The following is a 26,539-nucleotide window of genomic DNA, read 5'->3' as shown; positions in this document are numbered from 1 at the left end:
CTGCGCTCTCTTTCTGTAATCGCCCGACGAGATCGCCTTTGTGTTGTTCGATAAGGCAAAACCGTTATTACACAAAGGCGGTCTGTATATAGGTACCAATGCTTAAGGCCGCGAACATCCGCAAGAAGTTCGGCGGTCTCGTCGCCATCGACGGGGTAGACCTGGAGATCGGACGTGGCGAGATCGTCGCACTCATCGGCCCGAACGGTGCTGGGAAGACCACGCTGTTCAACACCATCACGGGCGTCCTCGATCCCGAGGAGGACACCGAGATCACGTTCAACGGCGAGGACATCGTCGCGCTCGACACCCACGAGATCGCTCGCTCGGGACTGCTTCGCACCTTCCAGATCGTCCGCGTCTTCGGCGAGATGACCGTCTTCGAGAACGCGCTCGCCGGCGCGCTGTTCGGCAGCGACGAGTCGATCTCACAGGAGGAAGCAGAGGAACGCGCCCGCGAGGCGCTCGCGTTCGTCGGTCTCGAAGAGAAAGCGGAGATGGAAGCCGGGAACCTCCCGATCGCACAGCAGAAACAACTCGAACTCGCCCGCACAGTGGCGTCGGACCCGGATCTCGTCCTGCTCGACGAGATCGCGAGCGGACTCACGCCGGGAGAGATCAGTGAACTCTCGAATACGATCCGTCGCCTCCGCGACGAGCGTGGCATCTCGGTCTTCTGGATCGAACACATTATGGACGCAATTATGGGAACTGCAGATCGCATCATCGTACTGAAGAGCGGCCGGAAAATCGCCGAAGGAACGCCAGAAGAGATCCAAAACGACGAGGCCGTCGCCGAGGCGTACCTCGGGGAGGACCACTCGTGATCGAACTCGACGGCATCGACGTCTCCTACGGCAACATCCAGGTCATCTGGGACCTCGACTTCCAGGTCACCGAGGACGACGGCGTCGTCTCGATCGTCGGCCCCAACGGCGCGGGGAAGTCGACGCTGCTCCGCGTGATGTCGGGTCTGCACCCGGTCGATGACGGCACCGTCAACGTCTGGGGTGAGGACGCGGCGACGCTCAGCCCGTCCGACATCGTCCGCAGGGGCTTCGTCCACGTCTCCGAGGAGCGGAACCTCTTCGGCGATATGACGGTTCGCGAGAACCTGGAGATGGGGGCGTACACGAAACGCGACGACCTCGAAGCGACGATGCAGGAGGTGTTCGAGCTGTTCCCGATCCTCGAAGAACGCGCAGATCAGCGCGCGGAGTCGATGAGCGGCGGCCAACAGCAGATGCTCGCGATCGGCAGGGGGCTGATGGCCCAGCCGAAGATCCTCGCGTTGGACGAGCCCTCCGAGGGGCTCGCGCCACAGATCACCGACCGCGTCTTCGAGAAGATCGAAGAGATCAGCGAAGACATTACGGTCCTCTTGGTCGAGCAGCACGTCAACCGTGCGCTCGCGATGGCCGAACGGGCATATCTCTTAGAGAACGGCCGCGTCGTCCGCGAGGACACCGGACAGGGACTCTTAGAGAGCGACCACGTCAAGGACGCGTATCTGTAAGATGGTCCGGTATTTCGAGGAGATCTCGGCGGACGAAACGCACGACCTCGGATCCTACAGAGCTGACCGCGAGGAGTTGCTGTCGTTCGCCCGCCGATACGACCCACAGCTCATCCACACCGACCCAGAAGTGGCCAAAGAGACGATGTACGGCGGGCTCATCGCCAGCGGCTGGCACACCGCGAGTGCCTGTATGGCCCTCCTCGTCGAGGAGTTCCTCCGGGAGACGGCGACGCTCGGCTCGTTCGGGCTCGAAGAGCTCCGCTGGCGAACGCCCGTCCGTCCCGGCGACACCGTCTCCGTCGAACTCGACGTGTTGGACACGACGCCGTCGAGCAGCCGTGAGGACCGCGGGTACGTCGAACTCGAAGTCAGCGCCGAGAACGGCGACGGCGAGGAAGTCATCTACTGGCGGTCGACCAACATCTTCCTCACCCGCGCCGCCGGCGACGCGTGGCCTCTCGGTGCGGACGGATAGGCCCGCCACAGAGACGTCGACCCAACAGCGCTACGTCTGCCGTCGTGACCAGCCCCCTCACTTCTCGCTGCTGAGCCGTTCGCCACCGACGTAGAGCGACTCTGGGTCGTGCTCCGTATTCTCCGTGTACGCTTCGTGGTACTCCATCAGTTGGAACAGCGTTCCCGTCGCGTTCCGCGGCGACACGAACGCTTCTGTCCACTCCCCGTAGGATTTCCGATCGACGACGTCGACGCCGGCGGTGTCGAGTTGCTCGATCGTCGCGTCGATGTCGGCTACTTCGAGGGTCACGTGATGGAGGCCGGGCCCGTGCCGCTCTAAGAACGCCGTGAGGAACGACTCCTCGGCGATCGGTTCGATCAACTCGATCCGCGACGCGTTCCCTAGGCTGTAGTAGACCCAGCGGAACTCTCCGTCGACCGTGTCGTCGAGCAGTCGCTCACAGCCCAGCGCGTCCAATACGGGCGCTGCGTCCTCGACGGATTCGACTGCGATGCCGACGTGATCGACGTGGATGGGCGTCTCGTGGTTTGGGGTATCGTCGCCTGTCATTGCTGTGTTTCTGTGCGCGAGCCGAGGTTACAAAAGCGTCACTGGCGACGACCGCCTTCGTCACCGATTCGGTCTGCACCGGCCCGTCCAGGTCCTCCGCTTATACTTTCGGACAGAACGATGTGAAGCGTATCGGCACCCCGCGGGGGACAACACGATTCACGGACTTCTGTCCGACAGTATTACTCCTGCCGGAACGGCGCCAACATCTCGTCGGTGAACTGGGTGGGCTCGCCCTCGCGATCGAAGCACCCGTACTCGGAGACGCCCTCGATACGCGTCTCGTCGTCGGTTCGGAACGTATGTGCGATCCGCACCGTCTCCTCGTCGACCGCTTCGACGTCGCACTCGACTTCGAGTAGCGAGTCGAAGAGCACGGGGGATTTGAAGTCCCAGTGCCAATCACGCAGGCGGAACGGCTGTCGTTCGCCGGCGAGTTCGCTCAGCCGGGGGCCATCGTTCGAGACGAACGATTCGAGCGCGATATCGGCGAATCGGGGATACTCCTCGAAGTAGGCCAGTTCGGAGCCTTCGATGTGTGGGCTGTGCACTCGGAAGTACTCCTCGAAGGTCGGATAGGCATCGGCGTCGTGGGCTCCCCCCGTGGGGCCTATGTCAACCTCCCGGTCGGCCTGGAGTTCGCGGAGCCGTTCCCGCGTCGCTTCCGGGAGACGCAGCGCGCCGCCTTCCGGTGCGATCGTCACGTGGGTCATTCGCGCTGTCGAATAAGGGTCGCCGTCGGCGTCGATCGCTTCGTAGAGGAGTTCCACGCTGGAGTTGCCGACGCTGAGCGGCGTGACTTCCACCGACACGGTGTCGCCGAACGTCGGATACCGGTGGATCGTCGCGTCGAGTCCGACCGGCGCGTACGGGATGGCGTCGTCGGCGACGAGGGCCTCGAACGGATACTCGACCTCGTAGGCGATCTCCTGCGTCGAGATGAGCTGCCAATCGAAGAACATCGCGTGGTGTACCAGCGGTCCCGCAAGCTCGCCGAAGCGAACAGAGTGATTGTCGATAGTTCGCATACCTCGGGGGTAGATAGCCGGTGACAACATAGTTTAGGTGCCGGCAAGAACCCGGGACGGTTCGGGGAGGAAGGCTCGCTACCCGGACACCACTCGGATTTCGGTCACCCCGCCCGCCTGAAAAACTGTCTCGTCTCACTGTGACTCCGTCCAGCAGCTAGAAATATTTGCTTACCAGAAGAAACACCGTTGTACAAAACTGGTACGAGGGACGGTCTACCGGGCGCTCGAACAGGTCCGCAAGCGCGCCCAGCAGTTCCAACAACTGTCCCCTGCCGAGTTCGAGACCGGAGCGCAAGTACCGTCGACGACCGATACCAATACCAGCGATCCCGAAGAAACGGAAGCCAAAGAATCGATCGGCGAGTCGCCCCCCACAACGGAGGAATTCGGTTCGCCCGAGATAGACGAACGAATATCACAAATCGAATAGCAATTAGAAGAACTCATAGAAGTAATACGTATATCTGGCGGGGACGAAGCGGAGTCCACGACGGATACGGTCGCAGAAACAGAGCGAGAGGTATCCGAACAGACCGACGCAGTGGGATCCGAAATGACGGACCCGGAATCGGATCCTGCCGAACAGGAAATAGAAGGTATCAGCGGCCTCGGACCGACGTACCACGACCGTCTGGAAGCGGCCGGTATCGACACGCTCGGTAGCCTCGAAGACAGTGATCCGACCGACGTTGCAGCGGCGAACGTGACCGAAGGCAAGGCACAGGACTGGATTGACCGCGCCAACGAACTCGTGCGCGAACAGCGTTCGACACCATAGGGGCTCCATCGTGTCATTTCTACAGGTATTTACGGATTCATATCTGTTCTCTGGACAGATTTTCGACTGTCCACTGGGACGCTGCGCAACTGACTCCCAACAGACGCTCCACCGCAGACCGACCCTCTCGTCGGCAAGGCGGTTCCTGCTCCGACTCGTCGCGAAAGCAACATCGAAGTACGACACGGTCGAAGTCTGGGCTGTGATACTTGACGCGCGCCGTGTGATACCTGGAGGGCACCGTGATGGCTGAGTCCGGCCCGATCGAGATCAATACGTTCTCGCCGGTGTGGACCGCTGGGTGGCAGTGGCCGTGGGTAGTCGTGATGGCGCTCATCGTCGCGGGGAACTTCCTCTTCGTGAGCGATCAGATCTACCTCGGTACTGGCCTGCTGATCGGTGGATTGGCGCTGACCGGCCTCGGCGTGCGTGCCGTCGTGAACGGGGCGGCGGACGCGCTTGCCGACGGAACGAACAAGCTCTGTCGGGCCGCGGCGGGGATCGACAGCGAGGTGGACGAAGCGTCGGTGTACGCCGTGACTGCCGCGAAAGGCTCCGTCCTCGGTCTCGACGTCGCGAAGCGCTACCGGGCGACCGTCCTGACGGTTGGCGAGGACGCCGTGACGGTCTACGACGAGGCTATGGTGAATTTATTCAACACCAAATGGTCGCTTGCGACGGACTCCGAGGAGATTCCCTACGAGGGGATCGACGGGATCGCGTACGCTGATGGGTCGGTGCAACTCCGTCTTCCCGACGGTGAGCGGTCGTACCCGGCGGACAAACGGCCGGCGGACCTGATCGCGGCGATCGAGCAGCGTCTCTCGGCTGGTGGGACCTAACTACCATTTCAGCGCTTCCGGCGGACTACGGACGCCGTAGACCGAGCCAGGACAGTCGATTTGGTCGGTCTACGCGGGGAGTTCCGCCCTCGGGACGGTCCCGTCTCCATTCCAGTTACGGGACTGGTAGTACTCTCTGATCGCGTCTTCGAGGCCGGGCAGTTCGTCGGCGTACGGTAGGCTGTCGTCGTCGCTGTCGAATCCGCGCTGGTTGTTGAAGTGCCGTTCCAGCGTCACCGTTCGGCTGCCGACGGACAGCAACTCCTCGAAGTCGGCACCGAAGAGCATCTCGTACCGTTCCGGCGTCATATAATCGCGCGAGAATTTACAGATAATTCCGCTGTCGTTGAGCGCCATCAGGTTCTCGCGTTCGACGAGCCGTTCGGCCTTGCCCTCGAACCCGACGGGATCCATCGCTTCCTCGTCGGGGACGAGCGGGTACTCGACCGAATAAAACGTGGCGTACATATGATCTGCGCCCCGGTTCGCCACCGCGTACGAGAGCGCCTGCCCGTGCAGAACGCGTCCCTCGTGTGCGGCGAAGTCCATATTCTTCACCGACCAGTTCTCGACGCCCAACTCACCGTGGATGCGACCGATACCCTCTGCGAGCGTGTCGCCGACGCCCTCGCGGTGAGCGATCTTATCCAGCAAGTCGAGGATCAACTCGGTGTCTCCGAAGGCGTCGTTGGCCGCCAGGTACGCCGCGACCGTGTTCCCCGCGGAGATCGCATCGAGGCCGTACACGTCACAGCGCTCGTTCGATTGCATCACGTCCACGATGTCGTCGACGCCGGAGTTCGATCCGAACGCCATCGCCACCTCGAACTCGGGGCCCTCGGTCTCGACGCCTCGCGCTTCGTCTCTCGTCGGCAGTTTGCACGCGAACGCGCACGACGAGCACGTTCCTTTCTTGTATTTCTTCTCGGCTACCGCATCCCCGTTGATTCCTTCGACGCCCGCAAACGACTGCTCGGAGAAATAATACGAGGGCAGTCCGTTCACCTCGTTCGCGAGGTCCATCACCGCGACCGTGCCCTGCTGTTTCATAATGTGGTCGTCGGTGGCGGCCTCGCGATGGATCTCCATCTGGCCCGCTGGGACGTCGATCTCCGGCGCCGCGTCCCCGTCGAAGGTGATCGCTTTGACGTTCTTCGAGCCGAGGACGGCACCGAGCCCTCCGCGTCCGAACGCCCGCTCTTCGGTCGTCATCACCGACGCGAAGCGAACCTCGTTCTCCCCGGCCGGACCGATGCACGCGACGTGGTCCGAATCGAGGCCGTGCTCCTCGCGAATGTACGCACACGTCTCGGGCACGGTCGCGGCTGCAAGATCCGGCACTTCCTCGAATTCGATGCCATCGTCCCTGACGTGGACGATCAGGAGCGTATCGCTCGCGCCCGTGAGTTCGACGACGCTGTAGCCCGTGTCCGCGAAGTGTCGCGACATAAACCCGCCCGCGTTCGAGGACAGGAGCCCGTCGGTCAGCGGTGACACCGCAGTGGCGTTCATCCGCCCGGTGAAACTCATCTGTGAGGCCTGCATCGGCCCGGTACTGAGAAAGAGGCGGTTCTCGGCACCCAGCGGATCAGCGTCGAACGGGACACGGTCGTGGGCGAGTTTCGTGCCGACCGCTCGGCCGCCGATGTACGATTCCAGGACGTCGTCGATCGATTCGGTCGTCGTCTCTCGCGACGTGAGGTCCACCGATAGCAACGGACCAGAACTGTGCAGCATTACCGGTAGACGGATTCCTATCGGTATAAAACTCAGTATCGGATTCGCTCCGGGTGCCGAGCGGGAGACGCCCGTGGATAGAACCAAGTTGTGTCTCTCCGATATCCAAGTCGATGGCAGAAACGAATCCTGCACCTCTGGTTCGACGCGCCGCAGACATCGAGTACGAGGCGGTCGAGTTGGCTGATGGACTCGAAAAGGGCGTTCTGCTGGGAAACGACCAACAGACGCCGAACTTCAATATGCGCCGGTTCGTATTGGAACCGGGTGCCCGCGTCCCACGTCACACCAACGAAGTCGAACACGAACAGTACGTTCTCGAAGGCGAGTACGTGGTCGGCATCGGCGAGGAGACGTACTCCGTCTCCGCAGGCGACTCGCTGCTGATCCCCGCGGGTGTCGAGCACTGGTACCACAACGAAAGCGACGAACAGGGGTCGTTTCTCTGTCTCGTGCCGAAGGCTGCAGACGACATCACGATCCTCGACTGAGTTCGTTGAGGGGGGTCTCACACCGCAGCGTCGCCAGTCGAATCGCGTTCTCGCACTGGGGCGGCACCACTACGGACCGTCTCTCACGTCCATTCGGAGGCGTCACTCGTCGCTGACGCATCCGTCTGCACCGGCCGAAGGGAGAGTGCGCCGATCCCCGCGCCCACCACCAGCACGGCACCGATGTAGAAGGCGGTCGACCACCCCACCGTCGCGATGAGCACGCCGGTCACCGTGCCGCCGAAGACTCCGCCGGGGACCTTCGCGGTATAGATCGCGGCGTAGTTCTCCGAGGAGCGTGCCTCACCGTAGTAGCGGCCGACGAGGCTCGGGAAGATCGCGAACACCGGGCTCCGGAAGAACGCCGCCGCGCCCACGAACGCGACGAACAGCGACGCGTACCCGCGAGCCCCGCTCGCGACGGCCCCAGCGAGTGCCACCCCGCAGAGCACGAGCGACGCGCCGGCGGTCCGTTCTTCGCCGATACGATCCGACAGGCCAGCGAGCACCAGCAGCCCGCCCCCGTCGGCCAGCGCGATGATCGAGGCGACTGTCGTCGCAGTCGCCGGCGAGAGACCGAGGCCGGTCGTGAAGCCGACTGACTGCCCGATCAACATCAATCCAACGCCGTTGACGACGACCATCACCCCGTAGAACACCCAGAACTGCCAGGTTCGCGCGGCAGTTCGCCAGCCGACCGCGTCGTCCGCGTCGTCGGAACCCCTCAGGGAACCATCCGTCTCCGAGGGACCCGTCTCGCTGGAGTCCGTCGTCGTAGACGATTCCGGACTCGACGGCCCCACCGACGGATCACGGAGCAACCCCGCAGCGAACAGTCCGACGATCCCGACAGCGACGCCCAACAGGAGCAGGGTTCGCGTGAAGGCGGCGTCGATCGCCCCCCTGACCAGCGGGATCACCACGAAACTCACCCCGCCGTAGGCCATCGAGACGATGCCGGTCGCTAGACCGCGGTACTCGTCGAACCACTTGACGGGCGTGTTGACCGCGACCGTATAGGCGATGCCCGCGCCGAGACCGCCGATCGCGTAGGACGCATACACCACAGGGAGCGTGGGGGCGACCCCCAAGCCGGCGTAGCCCGCGAACATCAACGCGGCCGCCGCAAAGAGCAGTTTTCGCGGGCCGTACCGATCCCGGATGCTTCCGGCTGGCAACTGGACGAGCGTCTGGGCCACCACGAAGAGGGTGAACACCGTCCCCAAGGCAGTCTGTGAAGCGGGAATGCGCGCGCCGACGGCCGCACTGAGCGACGACCAGACGAACTGGTAGGTGCCGGCACCGCCCATCACGGCCGCCCCCAGCGCCACGAACAGCCACCGACGCGTCGATCGCTTCCGACTCATCGTACTCACTACGACGCTGGGTCAACGGCTTATAGTGGTCGATCTGCGGAACGGAACGGCAACGAGTACCGTCACATCGAAATCAGCACGATCGCCAGGATGCTGAAGAAGATTCCCGCCAGCTTCCGCGGCGTGAGCGCTTCGTCGAAGGCGACGATGCCGATGACCGAACTCACGACGATAAAGAGCCCGTAGATCGGCACGACGATGCTCACTGGTCCCAGTGCGAGCGCTCGATAGTACGTCAGCAAGCCGACGGTAAGCAGGATGCCGAGGGCGACGACGTGTGGCGTATATCGGTGCCGCAGATACGGCAGGGGTGACTGCCCGCGATAGAGCAACACACCGCCGACAACGACGAGCAGCACGAAGTTCGAGAGGAAGACGGTGGGCGTACTCGGGATCACCTCCATCGCGATTTTCAAAAGCGGCGCGACCAGACTGTAGGCCACGAACGCGAGGATCGAGAACTGCAGGTACTGCCGCGCCATCATTCGGCCCCCGAACTCAGATAGACCGCGAGAATCGCGGACGTGATGCCACCGATCCGCGTGAGCGTGATGGCCTCGTCGAGAAAGAGAATCCCGATGATCGAACTCCCGACGATGAACATCCCGTAGATCGGCACGACGACGCTCACCGGGCCGCGTTGCAACGCGATGTAGTACGAGAGGATCCCGATCCCGAGAAACACTCCGCCGACGTAGATGTACCCCGCCGCCGGCAGGAACACGTAGGACAACAGGTTCGTGTCCGTTACGGCCATCACACCGAGCGTGAGCACGAGGAAGACGACAGTAGCGACGAACAGCGACACTGTCGGGGGAACCTCCTGTGTCACCTTGCTGGTCAGCGGTGCGAGCATCCCGTACGATACGAGCGCGACGATCACCCACGGAAGGTACTCCATACGGTATCGTAGTATGTGCACGTCTTCACTCACCCGATCGCACGCAGTCGTGCGGTCGGGTACGCAATCGGTTGCAACTGCTCCGATAGTTCATATCCCGACAGTACAAGTGGCTCCCGATCGGACCGCAATGGCACGATGGACGAACCCCTCGAAGTCGTCGACGTCGTCGCCGACTCGGGATTTGAGGGCGTCGTCACCTGGCTGCTCCGTCTGGTCGGCCTGCTCGCCCTCTTCGGAGGGCTCGGGCTCTGGCTCGGCACCGAACTGGGCCTGCTCTGGCTGCCGGCGGTTCTCATCCTCGTCGGGTTCGTCCTCCTGGTGGCGCCCAGTGTGCTCTTGCTGCTCGCGGAGTTCGCGTGAGACGGTCGCAGACGCGACTCTCGACCGAGTAGACATCTCCGGTACTGCACGCTGTCGTGCGACCGACCGAGTGAAGAGGTGGAACCGAGACGCTATCGTATGGACGTTGTCGTTACTGGCGGACGCGGAGAGACCGGGCGCTGGATCGTCGACCGACTCACCGAAGAGCACGCGGTGACGTGTCTCGATCGGCGTCTCCCGGAGGACGACGGCCACCCGGACGTCGCATATCGTGCGCTCGATCTCACAGATGCGGGGAGCGTTTTCGACGTGCTCACCGAGCTGCGTCCGGATGCCGTCGTTCACTGGGCCGCGGTTCCGACGGCTGGAACCAGACCGAGAGTCGACACCTACCGAAACAACACTCTTGCGGCACACAGCGTCCTGACTGCCGCCGGACGCATCGGGGCGCGAATCGTGCAAGCGTCCTCCGATGGGGCGTACGGCTTTTTCTTCGCCGAGGAGACGCCCATCCCGGACGAACTCCCGATCACCGAAGCGCACGCTCGCCGCCCGGAGGACGAGTACGGACTCTCGAAGGTCGTGACTGAAGAAATCGGGAAAACCATCGCCCGCCGCGACGACGTGCCGGTCGTCTCCCTCCGCCCGTCGTGGATACAAACTCCCGGCGAGTACGCGTGTCGCGACGACGAGTACACCACTGACTTGGCGGCCGGCGCCGGGAACTACTGGTCGTACGTAGACGTCCGCGACGTTGCAGATCTCGTCGCGGCAGCCCTCGTCGGCGACGTCGACGGCCACGAGGCGTTCAACTGCGTCGCCGCAGACAACGCGCTCGGTCGACCGCTCCGCGAACTGATGGCCGAGTACTACGGTGACGTCCCGGAAGCGTGCTCTGTGGTTGGTGACGCAGCCGCCTACGACACGACGAAGGCCAGCCGGGTCTTCGATTGGGAACCGACGCGGTCCTGGCGCATTGCCGCTACCGAAGCGGTTCCCGAGCCACAGGTGTAAGGAGGTCTCAGGGGTGGCGTCTCGACTCTGGAGGGGACGTCGCTACAACAGTAGTCGCCGTCGACTCCGCTAGCGACGTTGGTCGGTCGCGGTATCCGGAATCCGGTGCTGGGTGAGCCCCGACAGGAGGTCGCCCGTCATCTGCGCGAAGGTCGCGACGACAGTGACGGCGAAGACGCCGACGGCGGCTGTCAGCAGCGGTTCGCTGGCGAGCAGTTCCCCGACGAACGCGGCCACGATCGAGATGATCTGCAGCCCGAACAGGCGGTCTAGGCGTTTCATTACTCATCCTATGCTACTGTCTCGAAGGTAATAGGTCGTGCGCGAGACGTGTCACCAGGGGAATTGGTGACGTGCGCTGCGGGCTTCGGTGTCGCAGCTGCGCCTGCCGAACACGGACGAGTCAGTCGTCGGCGACTCCCCCGCTCTCGACGTTCGTGACTTCGATGCCGCCGGAGAGTTCGGTGTTGGGATACGGCATATCGATTCCCTCGGCATCGAGTCGCTCCTTGACTGCTTCGAGGAACTGCGCGCGGACCGCACCGTAACTGCTCTCGTTCGGGTCGATCCAGATCCGGCCCGAGAGCACGACCGCCGAGTCACCGAGCGACGTCACGGGAGCGCTCGGTTCGGGGTCGCTCAGGACGCCTTCGAGCCGTGACCCCTCGTCGATGATGGCCTCTCGTGCCTGTTCGATGTCGTCTTCGTAGCCGATTCCGAAGCCGACCGTCACCCGACGTTGATCGTTCGCCACGTTGTTGACCACGGCCGCGCCGGCGAGGTCGCTGTTCGGGACGGTGACGAGTTCGTTGTCGAACGTATCCAACTTCGTCACCCGGAGTTGGATCTCCCGGACGACACCCTCGTTCCCGTCCCACTCGATCCAGTCGCCGACCGTGAACGGTTCGTCTTGGATGATGAACACACCGGCGACGAAGTTGGCGATGAGGTCCTGGGCGGCGAAGCCGACGGCGAGCGCGAGCGCGCCACCGAGGGTCGCGAACGCGGCCAGGACGACCCCGAAGCCAGCAACCGTTGCGGCCAACGCCACCGCCACGACGCCGACGATTACGACGGTCGTGTTCACCGCCAGCCCAACGAGCGTCTCGTCGAAATCCCGGTATCTGAGGCTCCGCTCTACCGCCCGGGTCACGAAGTACTTCCCGAGTAGGTAGATGATCAAGAACGCGACGACGAACAACACGACTGTCGTGACTGCACCGACGAGCGCGGGGACGTACTGCTGTGGATCGACCGACACGCCTTGTTGTAAAAGTAACATATTTCGTCCTCTCAGAGATCTACCAGATACTTAATATCTCGTTCGGAGACGGTGCCGTAGCGGCGCTTTAGCCGTATGAGCTCCCCGCCCCGTCCCCGCTCAACTGCGTGTGACGTCGAATGCGACGACGCGCCCCCGACCGTACATCACGAACACCTCGGCGTCGCGATCACCGTCGACGTCGGCGAGCGCCGGACGGGTGTAGATGGCGTCCTCGCGCTCGTACGTGGACACGACTTCACCGGAGCGCGGATCGACGAGCGAGACGATCCCGTCGTTCGTCGGGGCGACGAGTTCGATCGCTCCGTCGCCATCGACGTCCCCGGCTGACGGCGGCGGCATCATCTGAATGTCCCCGGTCGTAAGCGTCGTCTGCCACTCTGTCGTCCCGTCACTCGCGGCGAGGCTGTATAGCACCCCGTCTCGGGCGACCGCGTAGACCTCCGCAGCTCCATCGCTGTCGCCGTCTACGACCGCGTTGACTGCCGCGAACGATCCCAGATCTCGCTCCCAGACGATGCTGCCATCTCCATCGACCATCGCAACGCGACCGCCCTGAGCGGTCGCGACGACAACCTCCGCGTCGTCGTCGCCGTCAGCCTGGCCCGTCGCCATCCACGTGATCGAGCTATCGAACGAGACTGGGTCGTCCCAGACCGGCGTTCCGTCGTGCTCGAAGAGGTGGAGTTCGCCCGAGCCCCCCGCCCCGACGGCGACTTCCAGTCGGTCATCGCCGTCGAAGTCCTCGACGGCGGGCTGGCCCCACGTGTACGAACCGAGCTGTCGGGTCCAGACCGTCGTCCCGTCCCCGCGGACGACGGAGACCGTCCCGCGAACGTCGACGACAACGATTTCGGACCGGTCGTCACCCACGAGATCGGCGACAATCGGTTGCGTGTATCCGTACGACGTGAGTTCGTACTCGAATTCGACGTCGCCCGATCGTGGGTCGAACGCTATGAGCTTGTTTTCCGTGGTCGCCGCGAGGACCTCCTCGACACCGTCGGCGTCGTAGTCGGCGACAGTCGGATCGGCAACGGAGTGAATCGCACAGTCCGACGCCGGAATCTGGTAGTGCCAGCGGGGATCGCCGGTCGTCGCGTCCAGCGCGGCGAGCTCACAGTCGTCCGTGCCGGTCGTCCCGCTGATCGGCAAATACACGAGTTTCTCGCCGTCGACTTCTCCTACTGCCGGCGCGTGATGATTCCCGCTCACCTCGCGTGCCGTGTCACTCACCCACGAGACCGTCAACTCGCCGCCGGACTGGCCGTTCTGTACGACTGCTCCGGCGACGAGGCTCGCGAGAGCGACGAGGAGGAGCGCGAGAGCCAGCAGCGTTCGACGGCGCATTCGACTCGGGATTTCGGGACGAGTCTAAATAAATCGACCTCACGGGCCGACTGGTTCGAGCGGCGACCCCTATAGTAGCATTTGCAAGTCTTCACGCATCCGATCATACCCTGTCGTGCGATCGGGTGCGCAATCAGTTGCAAATGCTACTATAGTTTCACCCCCGGCGTTTTTCGTCGCTCCTTTCGTAGGTTTCGGCGATGGAGCGTCGTCAGTCCGTCCGAGTGGCGAGCGTCGCACTCCTCAGCCTCGGGGCGCTCACGCTCGTTCCCGACGGGGCGAGCGCCCACGACGTGACCGGCTCACGCTTCGATGCGCCGCTCCCGCTCTCGCTGCTCCTCGCGGGCGCTGGCGGCACGGTCGCACTCACTGCACTGTGGCTCGCGTTCACGAGCCACTCGCCCACGACGACAGAGGGGCGCACGCTCGCGACGATCGATGCCTCGACGGCTCGCTGGCTTCGATCTTCTGGTCGCGTCCTGTTCTTCCTCGGCGTCCTCACGTCGCTCGCGTTCGGCTACGCCGGGCGCCAGGTCGCCGCCGAGAACTTCGCCACCGTGTTCACCTGGCCGGTCTGGTTTCGCGGCCTCGGCCTGCTCGCGATCCTGGCCGGCTCCCCGTGGCAGACGCTCTCCCCGTGGCGGACCGTCTATCGTGGCCTCTGCCGACTCGAAGGTCGACAGCTAGCCGTCTGGGGCGCGTATCCATCTTGGCTCGGCGCGTGGCCCGCGCTGGCCGGCTTTCTGGTGCTCGTCGGCGTCGTCGAGAATCTGACCGTCATTCCGCGGTCACCGCTTCTCACGACCGTCGTAATTTCCGTCTACGCGATCGCGATGCTCACGGGAGCGGTACTTTTCGGCCCGATCTGGTTCGAGCGGGCCGACCCGCTCGGCGTACTGTACCGACTGTTTGGTCGGGCCGCTGGCGTCTCTCTCGACCGATCTCGGAACGGCGCTGTCGAACTCTCGTTCCGTGCCCCCTGGCACGGGTGCACCAGCGCCGTCTCGGGGCCGGCCATCGTCGTGTTCGTCGTCGCCGCCGTCTACACCGTCAGTTTCGACGGCTTCACCAACACACGACTGTATCAAACCGTCTTGTTCGGCGTTCGGAAGGCACTCGAAACCGGCCCGCCGACGAGCGTTTTCCTCTACGGCTTCGGGCTTGCACTGTTCGTCGGGACGTTCGTCGTCACCGTGCGACTCGGCGACGCGCTCGGGTTCTCGACGGATGCGGCCGCCGGGACCGTGGCGGGCGGTTCGGGGAAGATAGCCTGGCGGGGGGCCACCCGGGCGTTCGCGCCGACGGTCCTCCCGATCGCAGCGGCGTACGACATCGCTCACAACTACCCCTACGTCTTGCGGAGCACGGCCCGACTGTTCGAGATCAGCGTCGACCCACTCGGTATCGGGAGCGCCCCGGTCGACCCGCTGGGGTGGCTCTCGCTGCCGGCGTTCTGGGGGTCACAACTCCTGCTGATCGTCGTCGGCCACGTCGTTGCGGTCGTCGCGGCACACCACGTCGCCGTCGAGCGCTATCCGTCGGTCTCGGCCGCCCGACGGGGACATTTCCCGCTCGTCGTCCTGATGGTGGGGTATACGGTCCTCTCGCTGTGGATCATCTCACAGCCGGTGATCGGAGGATGAGATCATCTTTCAGTCAGCGGGTCGATTCACGCAATTGTCGCCGATTTCTCGCGCCCGATTCGAGGCCTAGACCACAATAGGCATTTTTCGGGGCGTCGAACGGTCGGCTATGAACCGACGGACGTTGCTCCGGCGCGGTGCGGCCCTCGGAGGGACGGTCGCCCTCGCGGGCTGTACGGGGTTGTTCGAGACTCGAACGGCCGGGATTCCGCCGATCCCGGAGGACCGCCCGGACGCGATATACGTCCCGAGTCACGTCGAGGGAATGAAGATGGCTGGCACGGCCACCGACGGCGACTACGCGTTCGGTCTGCTGTACAGCTATCCACACCGGTTTTGGAACGTCAACGGCGACGCCGTCTCACTCACTCAGATTGCTGACGAAGACGACGTTCACCTGATGGCGAGCGTCTGGGATCCCGAGAGTATGACGGTCCTCCCTGACACGGGGCTCACTGCGGAGATCTATCAGGACGGTTCGCTGGTCTCACAGGAGGTCATCTATCCGATGCTCTCACAGCCGATGGGCTTTCACTACGGGGCGAACTTCGGGCTGGACGGCGATGGAACGTACACCGTCGAACTGAGCGTCGGCGCGGTGTCCACCCGACGGACGGGTGCATTCCAAGGGCGGTTCTCGGAGGCGGCCTCGGTGGAACTGCCCTTCGAGTACAGCCGACAGGAGCGAGACGACATCGGGATTCGCCGACTGGGCGACGAGACCGCGACGCCCGGAGCGGTGGACCCGATGGAAATGGAGATGCTGCCCGCTTCGCTCGCGCCCCCCGAGAGCGACCTCCCGGGGGCGGTCGTCGGCACCGGGACGAGCAACGACGCGAGGTTCGTCGTGTCCGTCCTTGATACGCCGCCGGCCGGTATCGACGGCGACGGGCAGTACATCGCGGTCTCCGCACGGACCCGGTACAATCGGAGTATCCTCCCCGCGATGGGCCTGGAGGGCGTCCTCTCGCGAGGCGGCGAGCCAGTCTACGAGGGGCCGTTCACGCCGACGCTCGATCCCGACTTAGACTACCACTACGGCGCCGTCGTCGACGGTGTCGAGTCCGGCGACGAACTCTCGTTGCGGGTCGTCGTCCAGCCGCAAACTGCGCGGCACGAAGGCTACGAGACCGCCTTCGGCGGACTCGACGGCGGAATGCCGGACGTGACGCTCACTGTTCGATAGCGGGAATCGAGCGCCGATTCTGCGGAAATTTGAATCCGATCAAGGACGTCGCCGCGAACCTCTCGGGTCGAAAACGTCGGTGCCTCCGTGTCGACACTGTATAAACGCCGCACGGGTCGAAACTCACGTTGTACCTGGACATCCCAGCTGCCAGATCTCGTCCTCGTCGAATTCGGGTCGGCGTACCGACGTCGGTTCGTCATATCCGGCGAAGTCGAACGTCACTGTCGCCGTCGCTGTCGCCCCACTATCCGCGACTTCGATCTCGCGTTGTGCCTGCACCGGTCGATGGGTCTCGCTGTCGAGCCAGAGGGTCACCGTCGCGTTCTCGATATTCGCGTCCTGGACCTCGGTTGCGCTCGCCCCCCGAACGTCGGGCACTGCCCGCAGGGCCTGCTTCGAGGGATACCCGACGACGACGACGGTCTCGGTCCCGTCGATGACCTCCGTTCCGCGCCAGTAGACGTTCGTTTCGTTCAATACCGCCAGTTGCTGACCGACGGGCGTATACGTCAGCCAGGACCGCGACTCCGAAAGGTTCTGGCGCTCCCACCCCATCCGAGCGCATTCGGTGTACGCCGTGTATCCGGAGATATAGGCCCGTTTGGGCGCTGTTTGTCGCGTTCGGATCGTGCCGTCGACGTCTTCGATTCCCGTCGTCGCGTTCATTCGCCGTCCGGCGACGTCGACGGCGACGTTTCCGGTCACCTCGAGCGTGACGGAGTCGTCGCTTTCGGACGCCGACAGTGTTCCATCGACTGTCGTCCGATACGACGTGACGTCGGCGGTGGCGTTCTGACTTCGATTCAGCGCGTCCAGGGCACGTTGGTCGCTGGATGGCTGATCGGGTGCCGTCAGTCCGAGACAGCCGCTCGTGAGGATGAGGAATCCGACGAGTGCGGCGGCGAGTGGAGGGCGCATCGACACGGCGTTCGAACAAGAGCGCTAAAAGTTTTGCATTGACAGGTTGCTTCCGACTGGGGCGACTGCGTGCGCGTGACCAGCGGACGAGCGGGCGAACGCTATGATAGCTCTCTCGCCGCTTCACCTCGCAGTGAGAACCGGCGAAAGGGATTTTTACACCAGCGTCAGATTCCGCGTATGAACAGCATCTTGCACACCGGACGGGAGGTGATCGGTGTTGGACCGATGACCGGAACACCCAGTGAACTCTTCCTCTCGCTGGTGGCCGTTTTGCTCGTCATCGGTGTCCTCGGATTCGTGCTCAAGCAGCAACTGGCGACCTGATCGCTATCGGGTGGCGCTCGTTTCTCGAACGGAACGGAAACGTCGGACGGACGCGGTTGCCACCTACGTTCCCGACGCCGACCCGACCACAACGGAACTGTGACTGTGAGTACTCATACTGTCGGACAGAACTATGTGAAGCGTATCGCCACCCCGTGGGTGCCAACCGACTTCACGAACTTCTGTCCGACAGTATCAGCCACTGCTTCGATCAGTCCGCCCGAACGGTTTTCCCCTATACGCTAACGTTTACCATAAATCACTACGTAATGGTATTCACGATGCAGATACAGGCTGCCGTCGTAAACGAGGAGGAAGGACCGTTCACCATCGAGGAGGTCGAACTAGAAGACCCGCAGGACAACGAGGTGCTCGTCCGCGTCGTCGGCGTCGGCGTCTGTCACACGGATATGATCGTCCGTGATCAGCTGTATCCGACACCGCTGCCGGCCGTGCTGGGCCACGAGGGATCCGGCGTCGTCGAAGCCGTCGGCGAGAACGTCACCGATGTGGAGCCGGGTGACCGCGTGGTAATGAGCTTCGATTACGACGACGAGTGCCCGAGCTGTCACGCCGGCCACCCGGCGTACTGCGCGGACTTCTTCGCGCACAACTTCTCGGGACGGCGACCCGAGGACGGAACGTCGCCCCTCTCTCGCAACGGCGAGGAGGTAAGCGGCCGCTTCTTCGGTCAGTCGTCGTTCGCGACACACGCGATCGCGACAGAGCGGAACGTCGTGGCCGTCGACGACGACGTCCCGCTCGAACTGCTCGGCCCGCTCGGATGTGGGATCCAGACGGGCGCGGGCGCAGTGATCAATTCACTGAACCCGCAGGCTGGCTCGTCGATCGCTATCTTCGGGGCCGGTTCCGTCGGCCTCTCGGCGGTGCTCGCCGCGGACCTCAAAGGTTGTACGGACATCGTCTCGATCGATCTCAAACCGAACCGACTGGAGAAAGCCGAAGAACTCGGCGCGACGGCGACGGTCAATCCCGAGGACGTCGACGACGTGGTCGAAGCCGTCCAAGCGGCGACTGGCGGCGGTGCCGACTACGCGGTCGAATCGACGGGCGTCCCGGACGTCGCCGAACAGGCCGTCGACGTACTCACCCAGCGCGGCACGCTCGGCGTCGTCGGCGCGCCCGCACTCGGCACCCGAGCGAGCTACGACGTCAACGACCTCATCCTGAACGGCCGGTCGATCACGGGCGTCGTCGAGGGCGACAGCAACCCCAAGGAGTTCATTCCGGATCTGATCGAACTGTACCGACAGGGAAAGTTCCCGTTCGACGAACTCGTGACCTACTACGACTTCGAGGACATCGAACAGGCGGTCGAGGACTCAGAGCAGGGTGATACGATCAAACCGATCCTGCGCGTCAGCGAGCCTTAAACGGCCCCGCTTCCGCATTTCCAACTTTTTTGAGCGTCGTCTCGAGTCGCACGGAACGGCTCCCCGCAGTGAGCGCCCCGGCCCCCGCTCTGACAGCGAAAAACGTTTATATACTCTGTCGGATAGACGTAACTGAACGATTTCGTCCGTTCGGTCGTGTCGACGTTTCCGGCGCGCCCCATCAACAGACTTCCGGTGGTACGGGCCACGGATTTTGGTGGCTCTTGCCCACGGCTTTCCAGATATGTATGAGCACTAACGACACTACGGATCCGCTCGAAGCAGTTCGAACGCAACTCGAAAACGAGATTCCAGACGACCTCGTCGTCTCGCGCGTCGCCTACGAAGGCCCGGAACTGGTCATCTACACGGAGACGCCGCGAAAGTTCGCCGAGCGGGACGGCCTGATTCGCCGCCTCGCCAGCACGCTCCGTAAGCGGATTACGGTCCGCCCCGCCGCGGGCACCCAGCTAGATCCCGCGGAGGCGAAACCGAAGATTCTCGAACTGATCCCCGAGGAAGCGGGAATCACGAACCTTCAGTTCTATCCCGCGACCGGTGAGGTCCTGATCGAAGCCGAAAAGCCGGGTCTGGTCATCGGACGCCGCGCGAGCACCCTTCGTGAGATCACTCAGGAAGTCGGCTGGACGCCGGACGTCCTCCGTACGCCGCCGATGGAGTCCTCGACGGTCGACAACGTCCGCAACTTCCTGATGCAAGAGCGCGACGACCGTCGCGACTTCCTCGAACGCGTCGGCACGAGCATCCACCGCGAGCAGACGAAAGACACCGACTGGGTTCGTGTGACTACGCTCGGATGTTGTCGAGAAGTCGGCCGTGCGAGTTTCGTTCTCAGCACGCCCGAAACGCGCGTCCTCATCGACTGCGGGGACAAACCCGGCGCGGAGGGCGAGGTCCCGTATCTGCAGGTCCCCGAGGCGAATCCCATCGCCGACCTCGACGCGGTCGTGCTGACGCACGCCCACCTCGACCACAGTGCCCTGCTGCCGCTACTCTTCAAGTACGGCTACGACGGGCCGGTCTACACCACCGAACCGACGCGGGACCTGATGGGCCTGCTCCAACTGGACTACCTCGACGTCGCCGCCAAAGAGGGGCGAACGCCGCCGTACGACTCCGAAATGGTCCGCGAGGAACTCAAACACACCATCACCCTCGATTACGGCGACGTCACCGACATCGCGCCTGACATCAAACTCACGTTCCACAACGCGGGCCACATTCTCGGCTCGGCAGTCTCACACTTCCACATCGGGGACGGATTCCACAACGTCGTCTTCTCCGGCGACGTTCACTACACCGACACGCGCCTGTTCAACGGCGCCTCGAACGACTTCCCGCGCGTGGAGACGCTCGTGATGGAGTCGACGTACGGCCGCCGCGACGACTACCAGACCGACCAGGAAGACTCCGAGCGAAACCTCCTCGAGATCATCAGAGAGACCCACGACCGCGGCGGTAAAGTCGTCATCCCGGCGTTCGCCGTCGGGCGCTCCCAAGAGTTGATGCTCGTCCTCGAAGAGGCGATGCGCGAGGGCGACCTCCCGACGATGCCGATCTACCTCGACGGGATGATCCGCGAGGCGACGGCCATCCACACGGCCTACCCCGAGTTCCTCCGTGACGGACTCCGCGATCGGATTCTCCACGAGGACGAAAATCCCTTCCTCGCAGAACAGTTCCAGCAGGTCGACGGCGGCCAGGAGATGCGCGAGGAAGTCGCCGGCGGCGAACCCTGTATCGTCCTCTCTACGTCGGGGATGGTCACCGGCGGCCCGATTATGTCCTGGCTCGAACTCCTCGGCAGCGAGCCCGAAAATCAGCTCATCTTCGTCGGCTACCAGGCGCAGGGCACGCTCGGCCGGCGCATCCAGAGTGGGCGACGCGAGATCCCGTTCAGCGACCGCGGCGGTCGGAGCGAGCAGTTGACGCTTCGTCTCGGCGTCGAGTCGGTGAGCGGCTTCTCGGGCCACGCCGACCGCAACGGCCTCGAGAACTTCGTCGGCACGATGAACCCGCGTCCCGAGGAGATCATCTGCGTCCACGGCGACGAGGCGTCGACGGACCAGCTCTCGTCGGGACTCTATCAGAAGTTCGACGTGCGCACGTACGCGCCTCGGAACCTCGAAACGTTCCGGTTCGACTGAGGACTCACCGTTCGGAAGCGATCACACGCCTGGTGGTGCCGTGTCGGTTCGGCGCTTCCCGTGGGCGCGCACTCCATCTATAGCGGTCTTACAAACGCGGTAGCGACGACAGAGAGTCGAGACGGATAGAGAGTAGACGGTCGGCCGTCCGGCTAGCTCTCGACGGCCATCTCGGAGTCCTGGCGCTCGTATTTGTCCTCGAACTCCTGGATGAGTTGGCCCATCTTCGCGTACCAGTCGTTGAGCATCCGCTGCATACTGTCGGAGATCTGCTCTGCGTTCGCCGGCGAGTAGACGTGGTAGTAGCCGCCCTGCTCGTAGTTCACCTGCTCTTTCTTGATGAATCCGGACTGGAGCAGCCGCTGAATCGAGCGGTACGCCGTCGAGCGCTCGCGGTCGACGATCTCGGCGATTTCGTCGACGGTGAGGGGTTCGTCAGCCTGTACGAGGACCTGGAAGCACTCTTTGTCGAGTTGCTTGAGGCCGTGGAAGCATTCTAGCAGTCCCTCGCACTCCATATCCTGTCGAAGTTGTTCAGACATCGAGTCGGGCATTGTCACTATCCTGCATTACGCGCTGCGTGCATAAAAGATTTGTTTAGGTTCTCCACAATTCTGTGTGCGCAGACAATCGGTACAGATTGCCTAGGTCTCTCTTTCAACTCAAATACAAATACGCCAGCAAAAGAGTTCAGGATGGCCTAAAACAGTAGATCTACGTAATCGGTATCCACGTAGATAGGTGCAAAATTTGCACAAATTGGTAAATATATTGATGTTTCTACTGCCAGTGTTGAGAATGACCTGTGCATTTCCGTCCGCACTCGGCGTCGAGTAATTCGTGGTAGAGACACGGATGCCTCCGAACATATGACGATCGAACGACTATTCCCCGCTCCGAAAGAACCCGCAATAATTGGTTTTAAATTCAGCATAGGTGCAATATCGGCGCAATATTTTGCACCTTCTGTGCACGACTCTCGACCGGCCGGACGAGTGCGGCTCTGTTGTCTTTCGGTTTCCCTTCCCCCGATTAGGTCGAATAATTACTTTGGGTCATTGGGATTCACTGCGCGATCACGCGCGTAACGACGCACGCCATAAGACGCCGTGTTGACAACGAGACTGGCGGTTTTCGGGCGCATAGCTACCCATAACTTATCACCAACCACACGTGGGTTAGCTAGATATAGTATTGTATCTAGATCCCAATACCGTTAAGTGCACGCACCGGTTATCACCAGTTGCGCAGAAATCCATGAAATTCGCAAGATTCCACGAGGTGGCTCTCAATGTTCGGGCTTGAGAACGCTGCCGGCCCCACGGGCGCAGCGATTCTGATCGGCATTGTGCTCGTCGAGGCCCTCCTGCTGTATGTTGGGTATGGTGTACTCGAAAGTGTCCTCGGGCCGACGATTGCCCGCGCCCTGCGGGGTGACTAACCAATGGAGCTGCTAGGTGTCGCCGTGAGTATGCTGGCAATGTTCGCCGGCTTCGGGGTACTGATCGGTCTCCTGTTCGGCTTCTTCGGAATGGGGGGTTCGTTCCTGGTCACGCCGGCCCTGCTCGTTATGGGCTACAGGACAGACGTCGCAGTCGCGTCCGGCCTGGCGTTCGTCTTCGGGACGTCCGTCATCGCCACACTGAAGCACCGCGACCTGGGTCAGGTCGACTACAAGCTCGGCGTGCTGATGATCGCCGGGACGACTGCCGGCATCGAAGTCGGGAAGATCGGGTTGCACTGGCTCCAGGACATCGGACTGGCTAACACCGTTGTGAGCATCGCGTACGTGGGGCTCCTCGGTGGCATCGGTGTCTTCATCACCTACAACGCGCTGAAAAGCGACGGTGAAGGCGGCGTCAGCCACGACGCCGAAGATATGGACGTCGAAGAAGCGGCCGAAGACATCCCCGACATCGCCAAGAAGATTCAGTCGTACAACATTCCCCCGATGATGGGGATCAAGGGCGGCCTCAAGGTCTCGCTGTGGATGATCCTCGGCGTCGCGTTCGCGACGGGGTTGCTCTCGGGCTTCCTGGGCGTCGGTGGCGGTTTCATCCGGATGCCCGCGCTGTTCTACCTGATCGGCGTGCCCGTCCCGGTCGCCGTCGGGACCGACCTGTTCGAGATCGTCTTCTCGGGCGGGATCGGGAGCTTCCTGTACGCGATGGACGGCGCGGTCGACCTCGCGATCGTCGCCCCGCTTCTAGCGGGTAGTGCGCTCGGTGCCCGGCTCGGTGCCGCGGCGACGAGCCTGGTCGAGGAGGACGACATCAAGGTCTACTTCGGTATTATGCTGCTGCTCGGCTCGATCGCTGTTGCGGTCCGCGAGATCGGCGGCGTTATCGAGATGCCCGTCCTCGACGTCGTGTCGCTGGCGATCATCGTCGGCGCTGCGATGCTCGTGAGCGGTGCAGTCGTCGTCAGCTCCATCCGCGAGCTCCGCGCTCAGGGCCCCACGGCGACGGCACAATCTGCTGACTAACGTCTGAGGACTCCTTCTGTTTCGCCTCTGCTGAGCGGCTTCTGTTTTCTCTGTTCTCCGACCTGCTGTTACACACGGAGGGGAGCCTCGCGTAATTGCGACATTCTCCCGCGGACTGTCTCTACTTCTTCTCGCTCTGTTTCGGCTCTCGCTCTGTTTCGGCTCTCGCTCTGTTTCGAACGCCGTTTCGTTCGCGCCCCGCTTTTCGGTCTCCAAGACGGGCATAGATGAGCAGGGCGAGATACCTCCGGTCCCGGTCCGGGATGACTTCGCGTCGCTTGTCGCCGGGGCTCACATTCCTGCACCTCGTCGGACCCGTCCGGTTCGACGGAGCCACTCACACGGCGTCGTCGGGGGCGTGGCGTTCCCGCATCCGTTCGGTCTCTTTCGCGTATCGGTCGCGCGTCTCGGCGTCGTCGACCGTGCTGAGTTCGTCGGCTTCGACCTCGATCGCTGCGGTGACTTCCGGGACCGTTCCACTGAAGCGGTTGAACGCACGCTCCTTCTGGTGGTACTGTGCACCGTCGGTCGTCGCGTAGACGAGCACCAGGATGTGGGGCGCGTCGGCGGAGAACGTCCGCTCGACCATCCAGACGCGTTCCGTTTCGGTTGTGGATTCTGTGTGGCTCATATGTAGATGTACGGCAACTGAACGATCAGCGGTTGTGGTCAATCCCGACGAGTGAGAATCTGCACTACTGCTCTCGGCCGCCGGCCTCCGACAAACAGTTCAACCGACTGATATTGTCTCCGCTCTCGTTCGCCTCTCGACTCCCCCGGTGCCACACTTCGTCTGGCGTAGGCGACGTCTCCGTCCCGCTGTCACACGCTATTCTGGCTCGTCGGCTGTGTCTCGGTGCGTTCGCTCTTCCTGTGCTGTTCGACGCCTCATCAGTCAGTTCCACCTTCGCCTGCATTTGGAGGGCGACCGCCCGCTATTGACATCCCGTCGCTTGCCCGTCTACGTCACATCCCGCCGGACTACGCTGTACACCTTGGCCTGGCCGTGTGGCAGTCGCTCTCCGTCGGATAGGTGGTTCTCTGCGAATGGACCGCAGGTGGGCGCGGATAGACCCTTGGTCGGCGTTACAGGGCTGCGACCGCCGTTAGATAGGCAACGACGAACGCGAGCACTAGCGATCCGATCCAGGCACCTACCGTGAGGAGGATCTTTCGCAGATCGACGACGTCACCACCGCCGACGGCTGCACCGCTCCCGACGATCCCGCTGACGATGATCTCGTTGAACGAGACCGGGACGCCGAGTAACACGGCAGTCTGGGCGATCAGAAACGACGGGATCAGCGTCGCGATCGAGCGCCGCGGCCCGAGCGAGGAGTAGTCCTGCGACAGCGACTTGATCATCCGGGGCGCGCCGGTCCACGACCCAACGAGGATTCCGAGACCACCACCGACGAGCACGGCGAACGTCGAGACGAATTCGATCTCGTCGGCGAGCGGTAACAGCGGGCCGACGGCGAGACCGACCTGGCTCCCACCCGCGGAGAACGCCACGAGCGATCCGAGCGCCAACAGGACGCGTCTGAGCCCGCCGTCGCGGTCGCGATTCACGTCCCAGTGGACGACGAGCGCGGTGGCGAGGGCCACGGCGAGCGTCGCGCCGCCGACGGCGATGGCACGGTCTACCGGGAGCGCCCGCGCCGTTGCCCCGGCGATCGACCCGGGGGCTCCGTGCGGGCCGAGTGTGGGAAATTCGAGGTTCGTGATCACTGCGCCGACGAGCGCCGTCAGGATCGGGACGCTGAATCGCTCGGGAACGTCCTCTCGGGGCAGGACGCTCGCGATGGCGTACGCGATTCCGCCACCGACGACCGGCGTCGCGACCCAGACCAGCCCGATCTGCTGGTACTTCGCCCACGCGGGCGCGCCGCCGAGCGCGAGTCCGACGCCGACGACGGACCCGGCGACGGTGAACGCGGTCGCGATCGGGTAGCCCGTGTAGATCCCGATCGCCATCAGTCCCGCGCCGATCAACAGCACGAGGATCACACCCGTCGCGGGGAGGGAAACGCCCTCGATGAGGCCGCTTCCGACCGCTTCCGAGACGTTCGCGCCCTGCGTGACGGCGCCGACGAAGCCGAAGATGCCGACGACGAACGCGGCGCGCATCGTCGAGATCGCGTTGGCTCCGACGGCTGGAGCGAACGGCGTCGCGCCGCTCGATCCCGCACCGACGACCCAGGCCATGAACAGGCTAGCGATACTGGCGACACCGAACAACAGGAGTACAGATACGTCCATCGTATTCGAGGAAAGTGGGGGGAGGGGGAAGGGAGTTAGCGATCGCCGACGGGAGGGCGATCGACTCGCGTTGTGTATGAGTCAGCGCCCGCCGACGGCACCGAAGCTGGGCCGACCGGCGAGCGTTAGTTCCACTGACTTATAATGATTACTCTCGTCTCTTACCGCCGACCATCGCCACCGGGAGTGGCGCTCGGCGGTACACAGTGAGAGTAATCACTATTAGTCGTCGGCGAGCGATTCCTGGCTGGCGGCGCAGTTGTTGGGGCCGAGTTCCAGCGAGAAGGCTTCCTCGTCGTCGGCCACGTTCTGCCCGAGGTTCGTCGCGATGATGTCCTCGTAGTTCGCCGGCCGCGGCGGCATATCTGCCAGGATGAGTTCGACGAACGCGTCTTCGGCCATCGACAGCGCGTCCATCCGCTCTTTCAGGTCGCCGATCGGTGCCGTGTACGTGCCGTCCTCGGCGGGCACTGCGGCGTCG

28 protein-coding genes and 1 pseudogene are annotated in these 26,539 nt (G+C 63.2%); 15 read left to right on the top strand and 14 right to left on the bottom strand.

The window, feature by feature from the left end:
* Positions 1 to 98 precede the first annotated feature (98 nt).
* Genes NO347_RS08985 through NO347_RS08975 form a run of 3 tightly spaced genes read left to right on the top strand, consistent with a single transcriptional unit; the run spans position 99 to position 1,994 of the window.
* Complete coding sequence (locus NO347_RS08985) at positions 99 to 827, top strand: ABC transporter ATP-binding protein (protein ID WP_256289281.1); 729 nt, start codon at positions 99 to 101, stop codon at positions 825 to 827.
* Positions 824 to 1,516 carry an ABC transporter ATP-binding protein gene (locus NO347_RS08980; protein WP_256289280.1) on the top strand — a complete coding sequence of 231 codons (693 nt, stop codon included), beginning with the start codon at positions 824 to 826 and terminating at the stop codon, positions 1,514 to 1,516. Before NO347_RS08985 ends, NO347_RS08980 begins: the two co-directional genes overlap by 4 nt.
* 1 nt (position 1,517) lies before the next feature.
* Complete coding sequence (locus tag NO347_RS08975; protein WP_256289279.1) at positions 1,518 to 1,994, top strand: MaoC family dehydratase; 477 nt, start codon at positions 1,518 to 1,520, stop codon at positions 1,992 to 1,994.
* 57 nt (positions 1,995 to 2,051) lie between these two features.
* Here NO347_RS08975 and NO347_RS08970 read toward each other — a convergent pair whose 3' ends face one another.
* Together NO347_RS08970 and NO347_RS08965 are read right to left on the bottom strand one after the other, a co-directional pair.
* Positions 2,052 to 2,546, bottom strand: a complete 495-nt coding sequence (locus tag NO347_RS08970) for a VOC family protein (RefSeq protein WP_256289278.1) — start codon at positions 2,544 to 2,546, stop codon at positions 2,052 to 2,054.
* Positions 2,547 to 2,728: 182 nt separating this feature from the next.
* The gene (locus tag NO347_RS08965) at positions 2,729 to 3,574 is read right to left on the bottom strand and encodes an acyl-CoA thioesterase (RefSeq protein ID WP_256289277.1); all 846 of its coding nucleotides are present in this window, start codon (positions 3,572 to 3,574) and stop codon (positions 2,729 to 2,731) included.
* Between the two features lie 556 nt (positions 3,575 to 4,130).
* Between NO347_RS08965 and NO347_RS08960 the strand changes: the two genes are divergently transcribed.
* Positions 4,131 to 4,355 (top strand): helix-hairpin-helix domain-containing protein, encoded by a 225-nt coding sequence (locus NO347_RS08960; RefSeq protein ID WP_256289276.1) that lies wholly within the window; start codon positions 4,131 to 4,133, stop codon positions 4,353 to 4,355.
* Positions 4,356 to 4,600: 245 nt separating this feature from the next.
* Positions 4,601 to 5,197, top strand: a complete 597-nt coding sequence (locus NO347_RS08955) for a hypothetical protein (RefSeq protein WP_256289275.1) — start codon at positions 4,601 to 4,603, stop codon at positions 5,195 to 5,197.
* A gap of 69 nt (positions 5,198 to 5,266) precedes the next feature.
* Here NO347_RS08955 and NO347_RS08950 read toward each other — a convergent pair whose 3' ends face one another.
* Positions 5,267 to 6,934, bottom strand: a complete 1,668-nt coding sequence (locus NO347_RS08950) for an aldehyde ferredoxin oxidoreductase family protein (RefSeq protein ID WP_256289274.1) — start codon at positions 6,932 to 6,934, stop codon at positions 5,267 to 5,269.
* A gap of 113 nt (positions 6,935 to 7,047) precedes the next feature.
* On the opposite strand from NO347_RS08950, the gene NO347_RS08945 reads away from it, so the two are divergent.
* Positions 7,048 to 7,425 carry a cupin domain-containing protein gene (locus NO347_RS08945; protein WP_256289273.1) on the top strand — a complete coding sequence of 126 codons (378 nt, stop codon included), beginning with the start codon at positions 7,048 to 7,050 and terminating at the stop codon, positions 7,423 to 7,425.
* A gap of 83 nt (positions 7,426 to 7,508) precedes the next feature.
* Here the strand turns inward: NO347_RS08945 and NO347_RS08940 are convergent, their stop codons facing one another.
* The 3 genes from NO347_RS08940 to NO347_RS08930 all read right to left on the bottom strand — a co-directional run bounded on the left by NO347_RS08940 (position 7,509) and on the right by NO347_RS08930 (position 9,702).
* On the bottom strand, positions 7,509 to 8,792 hold the full coding sequence (locus tag NO347_RS08940; protein ID WP_256289272.1) for an MFS transporter: 1,284 nt from the start codon (positions 8,790 to 8,792) through the stop codon (positions 7,509 to 7,511).
* Between the two features lie 71 nt (positions 8,793 to 8,863).
* A complete protein-coding gene (locus NO347_RS08935) occupies positions 8,864 to 9,283 on the bottom strand; it encodes an EamA family transporter (RefSeq protein ID WP_256289271.1) in 420 nt (139 codons plus the stop codon).
* Entirely contained in the window at positions 9,283 to 9,702 is a 420-nt protein-coding gene (locus tag NO347_RS08930) for an EamA family transporter (protein ID WP_256289270.1), read from the bottom strand. The genes NO347_RS08935 and NO347_RS08930 overlap by 1 nt, the downstream gene beginning before the upstream one ends.
* A 138-nt stretch (positions 9,703 to 9,840) precedes the next feature.
* On the opposite strand from NO347_RS08930, the gene NO347_RS08925 reads away from it, so the two are divergent.
* Positions 9,841 to 10,065, top strand: a complete 225-nt coding sequence (locus NO347_RS08925) for a hypothetical protein (RefSeq protein WP_256289269.1) — start codon at positions 9,841 to 9,843, stop codon at positions 10,063 to 10,065.
* A gap of 99 nt (positions 10,066 to 10,164) precedes the next feature.
* Positions 10,165 to 11,040 (top strand): NAD-dependent epimerase/dehydratase family protein, encoded by an 876-nt coding sequence (locus NO347_RS08920; protein WP_256289268.1) that lies wholly within the window; start codon positions 10,165 to 10,167, stop codon positions 11,038 to 11,040.
* Between the two features lie 69 nt (positions 11,041 to 11,109).
* Here NO347_RS08920 and NO347_RS08915 read toward each other — a convergent pair whose 3' ends face one another.
* The 3 genes from NO347_RS08915 to NO347_RS08905 all read right to left on the bottom strand — a co-directional run bounded on the left by NO347_RS08915 (position 11,110) and on the right by NO347_RS08905 (position 13,672).
* A complete protein-coding gene (locus tag NO347_RS08915; RefSeq protein WP_121570056.1) occupies positions 11,110 to 11,322 on the bottom strand; it encodes a hypothetical protein in 213 nt (70 codons plus the stop codon).
* Between the two features lie 121 nt (positions 11,323 to 11,443).
* Complete coding sequence (locus tag NO347_RS08910) at positions 11,444 to 12,322, bottom strand: mechanosensitive ion channel family protein (RefSeq protein ID WP_256289267.1); 879 nt, start codon at positions 12,320 to 12,322, stop codon at positions 11,444 to 11,446.
* A 99-nt stretch (positions 12,323 to 12,421) separates the two neighbouring features.
* Positions 12,422 to 13,672, bottom strand: a complete 1,251-nt coding sequence (locus tag NO347_RS08905; RefSeq protein ID WP_256289266.1) for an outer membrane protein assembly factor BamB family protein — start codon at positions 13,670 to 13,672, stop codon at positions 12,422 to 12,424.
* Between the two features lie 200 nt (positions 13,673 to 13,872).
* Here NO347_RS08905 and NO347_RS08900 point away from each other — a divergent pair, with 200 nt between their 5' ends.
* Both NO347_RS08900 and NO347_RS08895 read left to right on the top strand, forming a co-directional pair.
* A complete protein-coding gene (locus tag NO347_RS08900; protein ID WP_256289265.1) occupies positions 13,873 to 15,315 on the top strand; it encodes a hypothetical protein in 1,443 nt (480 codons plus the stop codon).
* A 109-nt stretch (positions 15,316 to 15,424) separates the two neighbouring features.
* Positions 15,425 to 16,501 (top strand): DUF7350 domain-containing protein, encoded by a 1,077-nt coding sequence (locus tag NO347_RS08895; protein ID WP_256289264.1) that lies wholly within the window; start codon positions 15,425 to 15,427, stop codon positions 16,499 to 16,501.
* Between the two features lie 123 nt (positions 16,502 to 16,624).
* Here NO347_RS08895 and NO347_RS08890 read toward each other — a convergent pair whose 3' ends face one another.
* A complete protein-coding gene (locus NO347_RS08890; RefSeq protein WP_256289263.1) occupies positions 16,625 to 17,422 on the bottom strand; it encodes a LolA-like protein in 798 nt (265 codons plus the stop codon).
* Positions 17,423 to 17,602: 180 nt separating this feature from the next.
* Between NO347_RS08890 and NO347_RS08885 the strand changes: the two genes are divergently transcribed.
* The 3 genes from NO347_RS08885 to NO347_RS08875 all read left to right on the top strand — a co-directional run bounded on the left by NO347_RS08885 (position 17,603) and on the right by NO347_RS08875 (position 21,311).
* A complete protein-coding gene (locus tag NO347_RS08885) occupies positions 17,603 to 17,749 on the top strand; it encodes a hypothetical protein (protein ID WP_158599356.1) in 147 nt (48 codons plus the stop codon).
* A 281-nt stretch (positions 17,750 to 18,030) separates the two neighbouring features.
* Positions 18,031 to 19,143 carry an NAD(P)-dependent alcohol dehydrogenase gene (locus tag NO347_RS08880; protein ID WP_256289262.1) on the top strand — a complete coding sequence of 371 codons (1,113 nt, stop codon included), beginning with the start codon at positions 18,031 to 18,033 and terminating at the stop codon, positions 19,141 to 19,143.
* Positions 19,144 to 19,391: 248 nt separating this feature from the next.
* Positions 19,392 to 21,311, top strand: coding sequence for a beta-CASP ribonuclease aCPSF1 (locus NO347_RS08875; protein ID WP_121570078.1), 1,920 nt, complete (start codon positions 19,392 to 19,394; stop codon positions 21,309 to 21,311).
* 152 nt (positions 21,312 to 21,463) lie between these two features.
* Here the strand turns inward: NO347_RS08875 and NO347_RS08870 are convergent, their stop codons facing one another.
* Positions 21,464 to 21,865 carry a helix-turn-helix domain-containing protein gene (locus tag NO347_RS08870; RefSeq protein ID WP_121570079.1) on the bottom strand — a complete coding sequence of 134 codons (402 nt, stop codon included), beginning with the start codon at positions 21,863 to 21,865 and terminating at the stop codon, positions 21,464 to 21,466.
* Between the two features lie 737 nt (positions 21,866 to 22,602).
* Here NO347_RS08870 and NO347_RS08865 point away from each other — a divergent pair.
* The gene (locus NO347_RS08865) at positions 22,603 to 22,752 is read left to right on the top strand and encodes a DUF7512 family protein (protein WP_256289261.1); all 150 of its coding nucleotides are present in this window, start codon (positions 22,603 to 22,605) and stop codon (positions 22,750 to 22,752) included.
* Between the two features lie 3 nt (positions 22,753 to 22,755).
* Positions 22,756 to 23,796 carry a sulfite exporter TauE/SafE family protein gene (locus tag NO347_RS08860; RefSeq protein WP_256289260.1) on the top strand — a complete coding sequence of 347 codons (1,041 nt, stop codon included), beginning with the start codon at positions 22,756 to 22,758 and terminating at the stop codon, positions 23,794 to 23,796.
* A 337-nt stretch (positions 23,797 to 24,133) separates the two neighbouring features.
* Here the strand turns inward: NO347_RS08860 and NO347_RS08855 are convergent, their stop codons facing one another.
* The 3 genes and pseudogenes from NO347_RS08855 to NO347_RS08845 all read right to left on the bottom strand — a co-directional run.
* Positions 24,134 to 24,427: a DUF7967 family protein gene (locus NO347_RS08855; protein ID WP_343217979.1), complete on the bottom strand. Its 294-nt coding sequence runs from the start codon at positions 24,425 to 24,427 to the stop codon at positions 24,134 to 24,136.
* A 455-nt stretch (positions 24,428 to 24,882) separates the two neighbouring features.
* Entirely contained in the window at positions 24,883 to 26,058 is a 1,176-nt protein-coding gene (locus NO347_RS08850; RefSeq protein WP_256289258.1) for an inorganic phosphate transporter, read from the bottom strand.
* Positions 26,059 to 26,280: 222 nt separating this feature from the next.
* Positions 26,281 to 26,539 (bottom strand): annotated as a pseudogene (locus NO347_RS08845) (MBL fold metallo-hydrolase); the annotation flags it as partial.

Source organism: Halobellus inordinatus (assembly GCF_024464655.1).
GTDB lineage: Archaea > Halobacteriota > Halobacteria > Halobacteriales > Haloferacaceae > Haloquadratum > Haloquadratum inordinatus.
This window is presented reverse-complemented; position numbering and strand designations above follow the sequence as displayed.